We start from the raw sequence: 13,673 nt of genomic DNA, 5'->3' as shown, positions 1-13,673 counted from the left end.
GAAGAACTCACGCAGTCGGATGCAGGGGTGTATTCGAAGGCGATTCCGCGTGTATTTCTGGGGAGAATCATGCTGAAGAAACTGGCTGCCATCAGCCTTACCGCTGGCGTACTCGTGCTCATGGCACCTGCTGTCGCCTCTGCCTCGCCGGTCGTTCCGACCGAGTCGGACTCGTACGCCGGCACACCGCGGGTGACCGTCGATGATCCGATCATCGACACCTGCGAGGTGTCGACCGTCGCGTTCGGCGCCGGGTACTTCCTGCCGTCCGAGAATGTCGGGGTGTCCGTCTCCGGCTTCAACGCCGGCGACTCCGCCGTCTCGGGCAACACGGCGGCCGCAGACGGCAGCCTCGTCGTCACCTTCCGCCCGCCGGCCGACGGTGAGGGCTCCTACGCGCTCGCCTTCGGCGGTTCGCGGTCATACACGGCTACGGTCACGGTCTCACACGGCCATGATTCCGCCGTGAGCTGCGACCACGATCCTGGTGTCGCGTCCGCAGGCACAGAGCTTCCGCTCACCGGCGGTGGGCTCGAACTCGCACTCACGGGCGGCAGCGTGTCGCCGTGGGTTCTCGGAGGTGGAGCCGCCGCACTGGTGGCTGGTGGAGTACTCGTCGCGACAGGTGTCACACGCCGCAAGCGCGCATAGGTCAGGTTCCCGCTCTCAGCGGGAATCGACTGGACGACGGTGATCCCTCCCCCTCCGATCACCGTCGTCTGGTGAATCCGGTCATGCACCGGAGGCCCACGGCCGCCACTTCACTCTCAGGTGGCGGCCGTGGGCTCACTCATGTGTCCACGAGTGAGCGAACCACGCCGACGCCACTCGCGGCATCGCGATGAAGGACCGTCGGCCGCGGGTTCGACGGCCACGGCGTGCGACCACAGGTTCGACTATCGGGCGCAGACGATCACGGGGTCGGGGTCGGGGTCTCCGTCGGAGGATGCAGCGTCTGCTGCATCATCTCGTGGATGTGCCCGTAGTCCGGAGCATGCTCGTCCACACCCTGATCGGGGGTGAGCTCGACCGTCGTGACGGTCTGCTCACGAGCCTTGGTCATCAGGTCGAAGAACTCGGGAAGCTTGTCCTGAGGCAGATCGGTGCTGATCAGTGCGGTTCCCGCGGACGCGACCTCGTTGAACCGGGTGAGCACGGTCTGCGGTGTGAACTGCGCGAGAATCGCTTCCTGCAGTTCGCGCTGCCGCTTCATCCGGTCCCAGTCACTGGTCGTGTAACGCGATCGCGCATACCACTGCGCCGTGTCGCCGTCCATGTGCTGCTGCCCGACCTCGATCCAGCCGATCGCCCACGCATCGACGTCATACGGGTCCACGCCCTCGGGCGGACCGCCCTTGGGCAGCCTCTCCGTCACGTTGATGTCCACGCCGCCGAGCGCGTCGACGAGCGCCGCGAAGCCGTGCATGTCGACGAACACGTAGTACGGGATCTCGATCCCGAGAACACCCTCGGCGGCATCCTTCGTGGCCTCGATCCCTGCATCCGAACCATGCGCCGCAGCATCGGGATACAGACCGGTGCCGTTGTCGTCTCGGCAGATCTCCGCGGCGTTGCGCACATGGTTCATCCAGCCGTTCCACCCGCACGAGTTCGAGCTGTGTCCCTCGAAGCCGTTCGGATACAGCGCCTGCATCGGGCTTCCCTCGCTGAAAGGCGCATTGGGAAGCTCACGCGGGATTCCGGTGATCGTGACGGCGCCGGTGGTCGCGTTCACAGAGACCACCGAGATGCTGTCGAACCTCATCGAGTCGCGGCCTTCACCGCTGTCCGCTCCGAGCAACAGGATGTTGTAGTACCCCTCGCTCGGCGGCAGACTCGGACCGCTCTGGCCGAAGATCGTGTTGATCGTTCCCCGCGCGGTGCCGACGTAGGACGCCGCATATCCGGTGCCCGTTCCGACGAGACCGAGCAGAAGCAGTGCGACGAGCGGGATGGCGAACTTCGAGGGACCGGGGATTCTGACCAGTCTGACGAGCCGCAGCACGTCGAAGGTGAGCACCACCCACAACACGAGGTATGCGATCAGCAGCACCTGGACGAGCGTGAGGACGACCGCCGAGAACCATCCGGCGCCGACGGTGAGCCACAGCAGCACGGGACGGGCGAACAGAGCGACACCCGCGCCCACGATCAGGAGGAACCACGCGAGCAGCGTCGCTCCGAGACCGATCCGCCCGAGCCGACGATTGCCCGCGAGCACCTGCGCGGACCCGGGGACGAGCAGATTCAGCAGCACGAGCCACCAGCCGCGCTTGGTCATCGTTCCCGCATCCGCGGTGTTCGGATGCCGCAGGGGGTGGGTCTCGATCAGAGGTCGCGCCGTACCTCGCGGCGGCGCAAGGGTCACAGGGACCCCTTAAGCCGATCGTTCTTCTCCTCGACCTGCGCTTCGAGATCGAGCGCGTACGCCTCGATGCGATCAGCGAGATCGTCGTCGGACGTGCCGAGGATCCGCGCGGCGAGGATGCCCGCATTGCGCGCTCCTGCGATCGACACCGTCGCGACCGGGATGCCCGCAGGCATCTGCACGATGGAGAGGAGGGAATCCATCCCGTCGAGGTAGGCGAGCGGCACGGGGACGCCGATGACCGGCAGCGCCGTCATCGAAGCGAGCATCCCTGGAAGATGTGCGGCCCCGCCGGCGCCGGCGATGATCACTCGGATGCCGCGGCCCCGCGCTTCACGCGCGTACTGCATGAGCTTGTCGGGGGTGCGGTGCGCCGAGACGACCTCCACCTCGTGCGGGATCGCGAAGTCCGTCAGCGACTGAGAGGCATCGCTCATCACGCGCCAGTCGGAGTCGGATCCCATGACGACGCCGACGAGGGGCGCGGCGGAGGAGTGCAATGGCTCAGTCACCCACTCAGGCTACGGTCTGGTGCTGGGAGAAACCCCGAACGGCACACCCCTGGACGCACCCTCAGTCGAAGTGAGCCGCCGTCGCACGGGCCACGTACACCGCATCGTCGAGATCATCGCCCGTCACGTTCACGTGCCCGACCTTGCGGCCTGGACGCGGCGCCTTGCCGTAGGTGTGGATCTTGGCCGACGGATGCTCCGCCATCGCTCCCGCGAAACGGTCGCCGAGCGAGCCGCTCTTCGGTCCTCCGAGGATGTTCACCATCACCGACCAGGCGGCCTGAGGCGCGGTGTCGCCGAGGGGCAGATCGGCGACGGCACGCAGGTGCTGCTCGAACTGTCCGGTCACGGCGCCGTCCTGGCTCCAGTGTCCGCTGTTGTGCGGGCGCATCGCCAGCTCGTTCACGAGGATCCGCTCGTCGTCGGTCTCGAAGAGCTCGACCGCGAGCATGCCGGTGACCCCGAGTCCCTCGGCGATCGACCGCCCGATCTCCTCGGCGACCTGGGCGAGACGGTCGGTCGCATGCGGCGCCGGCGCGATCACCTCGGCGCACACACCCTCACGCTGCACGGTCTCGACGACGGGATAGGCGACGATCTGGCCGCTTGGGCGGCGAGCCACCTGCTGCGCGAGCTCGCGAACGAATCCGACGAGCTCCTCGACCAGCAGAGCCTCGTCGTCGGCGAGCCCGTCGAGCCAGTCCTGAGCATCGCTCGCCGCTCGGACCACGCGCACGCCCTTGCCGTCGTAGCCACCCCGCGGCGTCTTCACGACACCCTGCCCGTCGTGCTCGTCGAGGAACGCCTGCAGCTCGGATGCATCGCGAACCGGCGCCCACTCGGGCTGGGGCACGCCGAGCTCGGCGAGCCGCGCTCGCATGAGGAGCTTGTCCTGGGCGAACTGCAGAGCATCCGGCCCAGGGTGCACCGCGACGCCCTCGGCGACGAGAGCCCGCAGCACCTCCTGCGGGACGTGCTCGTGGTCGAAGGTGACGACGTCGACGTCTCTGACGAACGCACGGACGACATCGAGGTCGTGATAGTCGCCGACCGCGACCGCCGCGAGCTGCGCGGACATCCCCTCGTCTTCAGCGAGCACCCTCAGGTCGAGCCCGAGCTCGACCGCCGGAGCGATCATCATCCGAGCCAGCTGACCTCCACCGATCACACCAACGCGCAGCGCCATGGGCCGCCTCCATTCGTCCTGACCATTCTCGCGCATCGGCGCGCACGCCGTTCACGCATGGCCGATAGCGGTGCAGCGGTGCGGAGGTCAGAATCCGGCCGTGCCGTCGTTCCCCGACTGCGCATCGCGATGCGCGAGGATCTGGCTGACCTCGATCTGATCGGCCAGCGTCTCGTGCACGAGCGTCACGTTGGGCACGTTGGCGAGACGCAGCGGCGCATCGACCCCGTTGGAGAGCGTGATCGTGCCGACACCCCACATCCGCTGGATCACACCGCGTCTGACCCCGATCGTGTAGCCGCGCGCGTGTGACATCTCCTGCCGGTTGCGAGCACCGACGCCGTGGTTCACGATGACCCGCCGCGTGGTGAGCGTCACCGAGTGCGAGTACCAGATGACCCAGGGCACGACCGCCAGCAGGAGCACGATCGCGGCGGCCGAGCTCAACAGCATCCAGTTCTCGAACGGCGCCGGGAGATTGTCGTAGAAGAAGGACGTCGCACCGAACACCGCGATCAGCACCAGCGCCGACCAGAAGAGTCTCCGCGCGTGTGCGCGGAACCGAGCGATGAGCAGCTCTTCGGCGGGCGCACCCGGCGGTGGCATCGTCGGCCTTCCGCCGAGAGTCACGGGCTGAGTCACCCCTCCATTGTGCCCGCAACCGCCGACATCGCCGCTCGCACGCCGGGCGTGTCAGACTCATGCAGGTCGGACGTGCACCACATCACCCGCTGAGATCGCCGTCTCGACGCCTCCCGCCAGAACCAGCAGCCGGCCGTCGTCATCCAAAGCGGTGGCTCTTCCGACGAGCACGGAGTCCCCGGGAAGCGAGACCCTCACGTCGAGCCCGATCGTGGCGCAGCGCCGACTCACCGCGTCATGGAGCCCACTGGACACGGCGTCGCCCACTGCGGCGAGCTCGACGAGCAGCCGATCGAGCTCGCGCAGATACGCGGCGAGCAACCGATCGGCATCGGCCAGGGTGCCGAGGACGGCGAAGGACGTCGCGGTCGGCACCGGCAGCTGAGACTCCGTCATCGCCGTGTTCACGCCTGTCCCCACGATGACCGCATCCTGCGTCGCCTGTGCCAGGATTCCGCAGATCTTGCGACCGTCGACCAGCACGTCGTTCGGCCACTTGACCGCGACCTCGTGGCCCGGAAGCTGCTCGGCGATCGCATCCGCCATCGCCGCCCCGGCGGCGAGGGGTATCCAGCCTCGCACTGAGGGGGACGGCAACCGCCGCAGCAGGACGGAGACGGCGAGCGACGCTCCCGGCGCGGCGGTCCAGGAGCGACCGAGTCTGCCGCGTCCGGCTGTCTGGTTGTCGGTGAGGAGCACCGACAGGTGCGGAGTCGAGAGCGGCTCGCGTGCTCGCTCGCTCAGGATCTCGTTGGTCGACCCCGCGTCGTTCAGCACCTCGAGATGCGCGGCGACCGCCGCGGTCAGCGGAAGGTCCATCGTCAGACCTCCTCTTCGTCGGCCTCTTCGTCGTCGTCGTCCTCGTCGGTGCGCACCGCCCCGATCTCATGCGCCTGCCAGTGATCCCACTCCTGCATGAGGCGCTCGATCGCGGCGTGGAACTTCTCGGTCGCCGCTCCTGGCGTCGTGTCGCCGAAATAGTGCTGCACCCACATGCGCAGCCTCGCGATGGCCACCTCATCGGCACGGACGCGTTCGACCTCGGCGACGATGTCGCCTGCAGCGTCGGCGCTGAGCCACTCGCAGTCCGACAGATAGCCGTTGGTGTCGATCGACGCCCGCTCGTCGGCCGGTCGCGTGATCATCAGCGGCTTGCCGACGGCCAGACGGTCGTAGACCATCGCCGAGATGTCGACGATCGCGACGTCGGCGGCAGCCAGCTGCCATCCGAGCTCCGGCCCGTGGTCGTACACGTGCTGAGCAGCGGGGTCCGCGGCGTTCGCTGCGGCGATGGCCGCGATGATGCGGCGGTGCGCTGCGCCGTATTCGTCGTCCACGACTCCGCTTCGCGGGTGCGGTCGGTAGATCACTCGGTGTCCACGGGACGCGAGGAGCGTCGTGACCAGCGTCTCGCCGTGCGTGGCGATCGACCCGTAGTGGGCGCTCGGGCGGTCGCCCTCCCACGTCGGCGCGTAGAGCACGACGGTGCGCTCGTCCGGCACGTACGGCAGCGTGCCCGAGTAGTGGTCGGCCTGCGGCCGACCGATCTCGATGGTCCGCTGATCGATGTCCCAGTTCCAGAGCGTCCGCGACAGACGGTCACGTGCTGCCTGCCCGGCGACCAGCGCATAGTCGTACGCCTTGTACTGATTCGTCGTCATGTACATCTTGTCGGACTCGCCGTGGTTGATGAACACGTGCCAGCGCCTGCCGTAACGGAACATCTGGAAGTTGCGGGTGTTCTGGTTGACATACAGGACGACACGGATGTCCTGCGACGAGATGAACCTCTCGAGGTCGCGGATCGTGGGAACGAAGGCGACCGGCGGTCCATCCTCATCGAGCAGCTTGTCGGCGCCGGTGGCCGAGCGGGACAGCACGACGACGGGCCAGCGCTTCGACAGCTCGGCGAGCGGGCGGTACCACTGCCGCATCTGGTACATGTTCACGTCGCCGTCGGCGAAATACACCGCCACCTGGTAGTGCTCCGGCTGATGCGGCTCACGTTCGGCGAGACGCCGTCGCACGCGCTGCACGGCTTTGCGCGAGGCGAGCGCCCGCTTCAGCAGACGGTAGGCCTTCTTCGCGTCGGACACTGCACCCATCCCTCCAGGATACCGAGTGCGAGGACGCGAGCCGACGGCAGCCGCCCGAGGCGCTCGATCGCGCGAATCAGCGAACGTCCGAGCAGTGCATGCCATGATCGTCATGTGCCTGACAACGACATCGCCACCCCAGAGATCGGAGTGTCGTTCGTCATGCCCGTGCTCAACGAGCGCGCCTACCTCGAGCGAGCGATCGCGTCCGTGCTGACCCAGGAGCTGACCGTCCCGGCCGAGCTCGTGCTCGCCCTCGGCCCGTCCACCGACGGCACGACCGAACTCGCTCAGCGTCTCGCCGCGGACGACGACCGCATCAGACTCGTCGACAATCCCGCGGCGCACATTCCGGTCGGTCTGAATGCGGCCATCCGCGCCAGCCGCTTCGCGACCATCGTGCGCGTCGACGCGCATTCCGAGCTTGCTCCCGGCTACGCGGCGCTCGCGCTGCAGACTCTCGAGCGCACCGGCGCCGCGAACGTCGGCGGCGTGATGCGCGCCGACGGCCGCACGCCGTTCCAGACATCGGTGGCGCGCCTCTACAACTCGCCGGTCGGCCTGGGTGGAGGCGCGTACCACGGTGGCACGCACGAGGGCGAAGCCGAGTCCGCGTACCTCGGCGTCATGCGTCGGACGGTGCTCGACGAGGTGGGGCTCTTCGACGAGTCGATCCGCCGCGGCGAGGACTGGGAACTCAACCTCCGCATCCGTCAGGCGGGACACCTCGTCTGGTTCGACCCGAACCTCTCCGTGACCTACTGGCCACGCGAGAGCTGGGTGCGCCTCGCGCGTCAGTTCCGAGCGACCGGAGCATGGCGCGGCGAACTGGTGCGCCGATACGGGCGTCGCAACGGCATCCGCTTCTTCGCTCCCCCGGCGCTCGTCGTGCTCGTCGCCGTCGCCGTCGTCACCGGGATCCTGCAGCTCACCGGCGTCCTCACCGGAGTGCTCTCGCTCGTCGTCTCCGCCGTCGTCTACCTGCCACTGGCGGCGTACTTCCTGCTCGTCGCCGCCGTCGCCTGTCTGCCGGGTGGCGGCGGGCCACGTCAGAGGCTGTGGACCCTGTTGGTGCTGCCCACCATGCATCTCTCATGGGGCCTCGGTTTCCTCGGGGGCGTGCTGCGGGGTGCTCGCGGCACCGTCGACGCATCGCGCCTCGGCACTCGCAACACTCCGCTCCCCTAGAACACGGTCGGCAGCTCGGGGCGAATCACCTGGTGACATACCCCTGGTCGAGGATGCGTGCGACGACCCGCTCCGCCGAGTGCCCGTCGTCGCGGGAATTGAACTGCGCCCGCCAGGCGGCGTATCGCTCGGCATAGACATTCTCGTGAGCGCTGTCCGCGAGCGCCGCGACGAGTTCGTCCTGCGAGTGGACCAGGGGTCCTGGCGCGCGCGTCGCGAGATCGAAGTAGAACCCTCTGAGCTCTCCGCGGTAGTGATCGAGGTCCGGCACGAGGAAGAACATCGGCTTTCCCGTGACACTGAAGTCGAACATGACCGACGAGTAGTCGGTGACCAGAACATCGGCAGCGAGCAGGAGCTTCGAGGTCTCGGGGTAACCGGTGACGTCGATGACGCGGGCTCCGGCTCGATCCCGCCCTGTATCGATCGTGCGGGAGTGACCGCGCACGAGCACGACGGAGTCCGTGTGCCTGGCGAGTTCCTCCGGGTCGACGAAGTCGACCATCTCGGTCCGGTCATCACGCCACGTCGGAGCGTACAGCAGCACCCGCTCGCCGTCGGCGATGCCGAGGTCGGCGCGGATCGACGCCGCATCGTCGGTGACGAGGGCATCGTTCCTCGGATATCCCTCGACCCAGATCGGTCGGCCGAAGAACGCGTATGCCTTGCGGAGAATACGCTCGGAGTACGTGTTCTGCGCAAGGAGCACGTCCCAGCGGCGCGACTCCTTGATGACGGCCGCCATGCGGCGAGGGTCGAATCCGGGCCGATGCAGGGCGAGCCGCTTGAGCGGAGTGCCGTGCCAGGTCTGCAGCACCTTCTGACCCGGTTTGCGGACGAACCTGCGACGCAGCCAGTCGTTGACGACCAGCAGTCGCGACGCAGCTCGGGCGCGCCACCACTCCGGGCTGCCTTCGACGACGGCGATGGCTCCGTCCGGAACCGCGACGGAGAGATCGACCACGCTCCAGTAGCGGACGACATCCGGTGCCTGTGCGAAGAGTGCCCGGTCGATGGCCTGCGGGTTGCAGCCGACGGTGCGGCCGTAGAAGCTCTCGAAGAAGACGGCGTTCTCGGTGGCTCCGGGGTGCGCGACATAACGACCCTCGAGAGTCGCCTGCCCCTCGCTCGTCTCGTAGGCGGGGTCGATCGGCGCCGCGATGCGCACTGTGGCACCGTCGACGGCGATCCGCACACCGGTCAGCACCTCAGGCGCGACGAGGAGGTCGTCGAACTCGGCATCGTCGATGCGCAGCTCGTAGTCCCCTGCGGGCAGCGGAAGCTCCGGGCCGCCCCACCGCGACGCACGCAGCGGGAAGGTGGCCTTCCAGGTCTTGCCCCCGCCGCTGATCCGAGCGGCCACACGGGCGCGGGGCCCGACCAGCTCCGCCGTGGTCGGGCGCTGACCGGCGCCTGCGATGACCAGCGTCTCTGCGGCCTCATCGATCCGGGCCGTGGTCATGCTGCTCCCTTCGGCGCGGGAATCCCCCGCGCACGGATTGTCTCGTAGACGCGCCGGGTGTTGCCTCCGTCGCGGAAGGCGTGCATCTCCGCGCTGAGCGTACCCGAACGCTCAGACCGCGCAGCGAAGACGTCGTGATCGTCCAGCAGTGCCGCCAGCTGCGGCAGAAGCGAATCCCAGCTGCCAGGGGCGTCGTCGCCCGCGACGTCCTGGAATCGGCCGTAGAAGCCTCGCGAGCGGGCGTAGTCCTCAGCGTCGGGGGCCAGGAACAGCACCGGCATCTTCAGCAGCCCCACGTCATAGGCGAGCGAAGAATAGTCGGTGACCAGCACATCGATTGCCGGCAGCACGGGGGTGACATCGGTCAGCAGTACCGATCCGAGCATCCGGATCCTTCGACTGGGCAAGGGGGGCGCATACCCGCCCTCGCCGAGCGGGTGGGAGCGAACGAGCAGTACGGCGTCGTGCTCTTCGAGCACTCGGATGATCTCCACCCACTGGGCAGCCGTCGGGACCGCCGGATCGTCGGCTCCGTCGCGCCACGTCGGCGCGTAGAGGATGGTCCGGGCACCGGTCGGCAGACCGCCGAGCACACGGTTCAGGACGTCGGATGCTGTCGCTCGACGCTCGATCGGGTCACCTGACGACAGCACGTCGACACGCGGTTCGCCGGTGACGACGACCCGGCCGTCACCGAGCGCGAAGGCCGATTCGAGGCGTCCCCTCGAACGATGCGACGCGGCCGGCAGCACTCGGATCCGCTGAGCGGCACGCCGGTACAGGATGCCGATGAGACGGCGCAGCACGGCACCGCCGGGTATGTCCGGGACCTGCGTGGTCGCGGGCGAGTCCAGTCCGATGCGCTTGAGAGGGATGCCGTGCCACAGCTGCACGACGAATGCGCCGGGCACGGCATAGCGGTTCACGTCGCCGAGACCGTGCGTGACCACGACGACGCCGGCACGGGCCGTGGCCCACCACCCTCGCAGGCTTTCCTTGCGCGTCGTGCGGAGACCGAGCGCGGCGGCGTCGCTGTCCTCCCGATCGGACGAGGTGAGCCACACGGTGTCGTGTCCTTCGGCTGCGGCGAAGCGCTGCAGGGCGAGAGCCCCGTCTCCGACACCGGCCCCGCACCCGAACACCCAACGGGTGCCGCGCGGGATGACGAGCGTGCCGACGCGCCCTGCGAGGTAGAGCGGTATCCGAAGCAGCTTGGCCGCATTGCCGGAGCCGAAAGAGAAGGACGCCACCCCGCGAGCCTATCGCGGGGTGGCGTCCTTCTCTGCGAACGCGATCTTCCGAGTCAGCCGGCGAGTTCACCCAGGGTCACGTCGGCCTCGTACTCCTTGCCGCCGCGGATGTACGTGACCTTCGCCTCGCTGCCGGCGGCCGCTGCGCGCACCTGCGCCGTGAGGTCGCTCGCGCTCGTGATGGGCACTCCGTTGAAGGCGGTCACGACGTCGTCGGCTTTCAAGCCACCGGCGGCCGCCGCGCCGCCACCCGTGACGTCGGCGATGTAGGCGCCCGAGACGTCGGCGTTCTCGACGCTGGCCGCATCTCGGACCGATGCTCCGAGCAGGCCGTGGCTGGCTGCACCGTCGGCGATGATCTCCTCGGACACGCGCTGAGCGATGTTGGCGGGGATCGCGAATCCGATTCCGATCGAGCCCGACTCCTCGGAGCTCCCGGAGCTCGCGATCGCGACGTTGATGCCGATCAGCTCGCCCTTGGCGTTCACGAGCGCACCACCGGAGTTTCCGTGGTTGATCGCCGCGTCCGTCTGGATGACGGCGATCGAGATGGAATCGGACGACTGCTGCGACGTGTTGCCGGGCAGATCGAACTGGAACGGTCCTTCACCTTCCTCGGGCGTCTCCTGCTCGTTCTGCGGAGCGTCCTCGGACGACGAATCGGGAAGAGCCGATGAGGCGATCTGGATGCTGCGGTTCAGGGCGCTGACGATTCCGGTCGTGACCGAGTTCGACAGACCGAGAGGCGCTCCCAGTGCCACCGCGGTGTCACCGACGTTGAGCTTCGACGAGTCGGCGAAGTCGATCGGGGTGAGATCCGTCGCATCCTCGAGCTTGATCACCGCAAGATCGTAGATCGGGTCGGTCCCTACGACCGTCGCTGAGAAGATGCGCCCGTCCGAGGTGGTGACCCGGATCGTCGGGTCGGCCACGGCGCCGCCGAGGGTGACGACATGGGTGTTGGTGAGCACGTAGCCGTCGTCGCTGATGATGACGCCCGACCCGCTGCCGCCCTGATCGGAGCCCGCCACCTCGATGGTGACGACCGACGGGAGCGCCGCGGTCGCGACGGCGGTCGTCTCGTTGACGGATCCGGGGTTGTTGACCGTGATGGTCTCGGGGCCCTGGGCGACGCCCGTCGACCCCTGATTGGAGATCCCGTTGAGGATCGCTCCGCCGCCGAATCCCGCGACGCCGCCGACGAGGGCGGCTGCGAGCACGATCGCGGCGAACTTCACTCCGGCGCGAGGCTTCGACTCCTTGACCTTCGTGGGGCCGCCGACCGGCTGGCCGGGCTCGGCTCCGGGGTGAAGACCGAATGCGGCACCTTGGGACGTCGCGGTCGGCGCCCCGATGGGTGCCTGATGCTGTCCTGGCTGGTGCTGTCCTGCCTGTACTCCCGGTGCTCCGAAGTACGGCTGGGGCACGGTCTGAGCTGCGGGTGCCACCGGGGCACTCGGAGCTTCGAAGACCGGAGCGGGCGACGACGCGAACGTCGAGGGGACGTGGTGTCCCTGGTATGGCCCCGGAGCGGCGACGGTGCCGGTGGTCTCTGCGGCGGCATCCGTCGTCGAACGGTCGACGACCTCTGCTGCCTCGGTGGACGGCGCTGCGTCGTGAGACGCAGGTGCCGAGTGGTCCTGGGTGCTGTCTTCGTTCATGGTGTGTGCTCCTTCAACAACGCCCTCTTAGAGTGACGCCTGTATCTGTGCGTTTCGTATGGCGAAGATGAGTTTCACCTATGGCCTTAGCCTGTTCTTCATGAGTGTCATCCCCGGAGCATGGCGGCGCACGGCAGCAGGAGCCGGTCTGCTCGCACCAGACGGAAGCGTCGCGCCCACCATCTTCGCAGAGATGTCCGCTGCTGCGGCCCGAACCGGTGCGATCAATCTCGGGCAGGGATTTCCCGATGAGGACGGCCCCGCAGAAGTGCTCGACGCCGCCAGGGCGGCGATCTCCCGCGGAGTGAATCAGTACCCGCCCGGCAGAGGGAACCCCGACCTGCTCGAGGCGATCAGCGAGCACCAGCGGCGTTTCTACGGGCTGGACGTGGACCCCGCGCGCGAGGTGATCGTGACCGCCGGCGCGACGGAGGCGCTGACCGCGACTCTGCTCGCCCTCATCGACGGCCCGGACGACGAGGTCGTCGTCTTCGAGCCGTACTACGACTCCTATGCGGCCGCCGTTGCACTCGCCGGTGCCCGGCTGCGCACGGTGCCGTTGCGAGCACCGGACTTCCAGCCGGATCTCGAGCTGCTGGCGGCGACGGTCTCCGACCGCACGCGCATCATCCTGGTCAACGATCCCCACAACCCCACCGGTGCCGTGTTCGATCGCGAGGTGCTCGCAGAGGTAGTCCGTCTCGCCGAGCTGCACGATGCGATCATCGTCACCGACGAGGTCTACGAGCATCTCGCCTTCAGCGGCCCGCACACCCCTGTCGCCACCCTGCCGGGCGCCGCCGAGCGCACACTCACGATCTCGTCGGCGGGCAAGACGTTCTCCGCGACCGGATGGAAGATCGGCTGGGTGCACGGACCCGCCGACCTCATCACGGCAGTGCTGACAGTGAAGCAGTATCTGACGTACGTGAACGGCGCGCCGTTCCAGCCCGCCATCGCCGTGGGACTGCGACTCGGCGACGAGTTCTTCGCGGGTGCGGCGGCGACATTGGCTCACAAGCACGAGATTCTCGGCACGGGGCTCCGCGCGGCGGGGTTCACCGTGTTCCCGCCGCAGGGCGGCTACTTCACCGTGGCCGACGCGTCAGCGCTCGGCGGCGCGGATGCGGCCGCGTTCTGCCGCGCGCTTCCTGACCGCGCGGGAGTCGTGGCGATCCCCCTGAGCGCCTTCGTGTCGGCGGCGCGTCGCGACGAGTACGCAGGACTCGTGCGCTTCGCGGCGTGCAAACGCGTCGAGATCCTCGAGGACGCCGCAGAGAGACTCGCGTCGAGCTTCTGATCACTCGA

12 protein-coding genes are annotated in these 13,673 nt (G+C 68.1%); 3 read left to right on the top strand and 9 right to left on the bottom strand.

Annotated elements, in window-relative coordinates; genetic code table 11:
• Positions 1-69 precede the first annotated feature (69 nt).
• The gene (locus ACZ0AA_RS01665) at positions 70-651 is read left to right on the top strand and encodes a hypothetical protein (protein WP_400861194.1); all 582 of its coding nucleotides are present in this window, start codon (positions 70-72) and stop codon (positions 649-651) included.
• A gap of 262 nt (positions 652-913) precedes the next feature.
• Here ACZ0AA_RS01665 and ACZ0AA_RS01660 read toward each other — a convergent pair whose 3' ends face one another.
• From ACZ0AA_RS01660 to ACZ0AA_RS01635, 6 genes are all read right to left on the bottom strand, one after another.
• On the bottom strand, positions 914-2,368 hold the full coding sequence (locus ACZ0AA_RS01660) for an LCP family protein (protein WP_463511962.1): 1,455 nt from the start codon (positions 2,366-2,368) through the stop codon (positions 914-916).
• Positions 2,365-2,832 carry a 5-(carboxyamino)imidazole ribonucleotide mutase gene (gene purE, locus ACZ0AA_RS01655; RefSeq protein ID WP_042542183.1) on the bottom strand — a complete coding sequence of 156 codons (468 nt, stop codon included), beginning with the start codon at positions 2,830-2,832 and terminating at the stop codon, positions 2,365-2,367. The genes ACZ0AA_RS01660 and purE overlap by 4 nt, the downstream gene beginning before the upstream one ends.
• A 109-nt stretch (positions 2,833-2,941) precedes the next feature.
• The gene (locus ACZ0AA_RS01650; RefSeq protein ID WP_463511961.1) at positions 2,942-4,066 is read right to left on the bottom strand and encodes a 5-(carboxyamino)imidazole ribonucleotide synthase; all 1,125 of its coding nucleotides are present in this window, start codon (positions 4,064-4,066) and stop codon (positions 2,942-2,944) included.
• An 87-nt stretch (positions 4,067-4,153) separates the two neighbouring features.
• Positions 4,154-4,708 (bottom strand): PH domain-containing protein, encoded by a 555-nt coding sequence (locus ACZ0AA_RS01645; RefSeq protein WP_463511960.1) that lies wholly within the window; start codon positions 4,706-4,708, stop codon positions 4,154-4,156.
• 57 nt (positions 4,709-4,765) lie between these two features.
• Complete coding sequence (locus tag ACZ0AA_RS01640; protein ID WP_463511959.1) at positions 4,766-5,527, bottom strand: biotin--[acetyl-CoA-carboxylase] ligase; 762 nt, start codon at positions 5,525-5,527, stop codon at positions 4,766-4,768.
• A gap of 2 nt (positions 5,528-5,529) precedes the next feature.
• On the bottom strand, positions 5,530-6,813 hold the full coding sequence (locus ACZ0AA_RS01635) for a CDP-glycerol glycerophosphotransferase family protein (protein ID WP_400861202.1): 1,284 nt from the start codon (positions 6,811-6,813) through the stop codon (positions 5,530-5,532).
• 153 nt (positions 6,814-6,966) lie between these two features.
• On the opposite strand from ACZ0AA_RS01635, the gene ACZ0AA_RS01630 reads away from it, so the two are divergent.
• Positions 6,967-7,992: a glycosyltransferase gene (locus ACZ0AA_RS01630; protein WP_463513811.1), complete on the top strand. Its 1,026-nt coding sequence runs from the start codon at positions 6,967-6,969 to the stop codon at positions 7,990-7,992.
• A 25-nt stretch (positions 7,993-8,017) separates the two neighbouring features.
• On the opposite strand, the gene ACZ0AA_RS01625 is transcribed toward ACZ0AA_RS01630, so the two are convergent.
• The 3 genes from ACZ0AA_RS01625 to ACZ0AA_RS01615 are packed head-to-tail and all read right to left on the bottom strand — an operon-like array spanning position 8,018 to position 12,365.
• The gene (locus ACZ0AA_RS01625; RefSeq protein WP_463511958.1) at positions 8,018-9,454 is read right to left on the bottom strand and encodes a CDP-glycerol glycerophosphotransferase family protein; all 1,437 of its coding nucleotides are present in this window, start codon (positions 9,452-9,454) and stop codon (positions 8,018-8,020) included.
• Positions 9,451-10,704: a CDP-glycerol glycerophosphotransferase family protein gene (locus ACZ0AA_RS01620; RefSeq protein WP_463511957.1), complete on the bottom strand. Its 1,254-nt coding sequence runs from the start codon at positions 10,702-10,704 to the stop codon at positions 9,451-9,453. Before ACZ0AA_RS01620 ends, ACZ0AA_RS01625 begins: the two co-directional genes overlap by 4 nt.
• Before the next feature lie 53 nt (positions 10,705-10,757).
• Positions 10,758-12,365, bottom strand: a complete 1,608-nt coding sequence (locus ACZ0AA_RS01615) for a S1C family serine protease (protein ID WP_463511956.1) — start codon at positions 12,363-12,365, stop codon at positions 10,758-10,760.
• A gap of 100 nt (positions 12,366-12,465) precedes the next feature.
• On the opposite strand from ACZ0AA_RS01615, the gene ACZ0AA_RS01610 reads away from it, so the two are divergent.
• The gene (locus ACZ0AA_RS01610; RefSeq protein WP_463511955.1) at positions 12,466-13,665 is read left to right on the top strand and encodes an aminotransferase class I/II-fold pyridoxal phosphate-dependent enzyme; all 1,200 of its coding nucleotides are present in this window, start codon (positions 12,466-12,468) and stop codon (positions 13,663-13,665) included.
• Positions 13,666-13,673 lie beyond the last annotated feature (8 nt).

The organism is Microbacterium sp. AC035 (assembly GCF_979258485.1).
This window is presented reverse-complemented; position numbering and strand designations above follow the sequence as displayed.

Bases quoted from the DNA above. Each gene is read 5' to 3' on its own strand.
- ACZ0AA_RS01665 (WP_400861194.1), top strand. From the start codon at position 70: ATGCTGAAGAAACTGGCTGCCATCAGCCTTACCGCTGGCGTACTCGTG.
- purE (WP_042542183.1), bottom strand. From the start codon at position 2,832: ATGGGATCCGACTCCGACTGGCGCGTGATGAGCGATGCCTCTCAGTCG.
- ACZ0AA_RS01625 (WP_463511958.1), bottom strand. From the start codon at position 9,454: ATGACCACGGCCCGGATCGATGAGGCCGCAGAGACGCTGGTCATCGCA.
- ACZ0AA_RS01610 (WP_463511955.1), top strand. From the start codon at position 12,466: ATGAGTGTCATCCCCGGAGCATGGCGGCGCACGGCAGCAGGAGCCGGT.
- ACZ0AA_RS01650 (WP_463511961.1), bottom strand. From the start codon at position 4,066: ATGGCGCTGCGCGTTGGTGTGATCGGTGGAGGTCAGCTGGCTCGGATG.
- ACZ0AA_RS01630 (WP_463513811.1), top strand. From the start codon at position 6,967: ATGCCCGTGCTCAACGAGCGCGCCTACCTCGAGCGAGCGATCGCGTCC.
- ACZ0AA_RS01640 (WP_463511959.1), bottom strand. From the start codon at position 5,527: ATGGACCTTCCGCTGACCGCGGCGGTCGCCGCGCATCTCGAGGTGCTG.
- ACZ0AA_RS01635 (WP_400861202.1), bottom strand. From the start codon at position 6,813: ATGGGTGCAGTGTCCGACGCGAAGAAGGCCTACCGTCTGCTGAAGCGG.
- ACZ0AA_RS01615 (WP_463511956.1), bottom strand. From the start codon at position 12,365: ATGAACGAAGACAGCACCCAGGACCACTCGGCACCTGCGTCTCACGAC.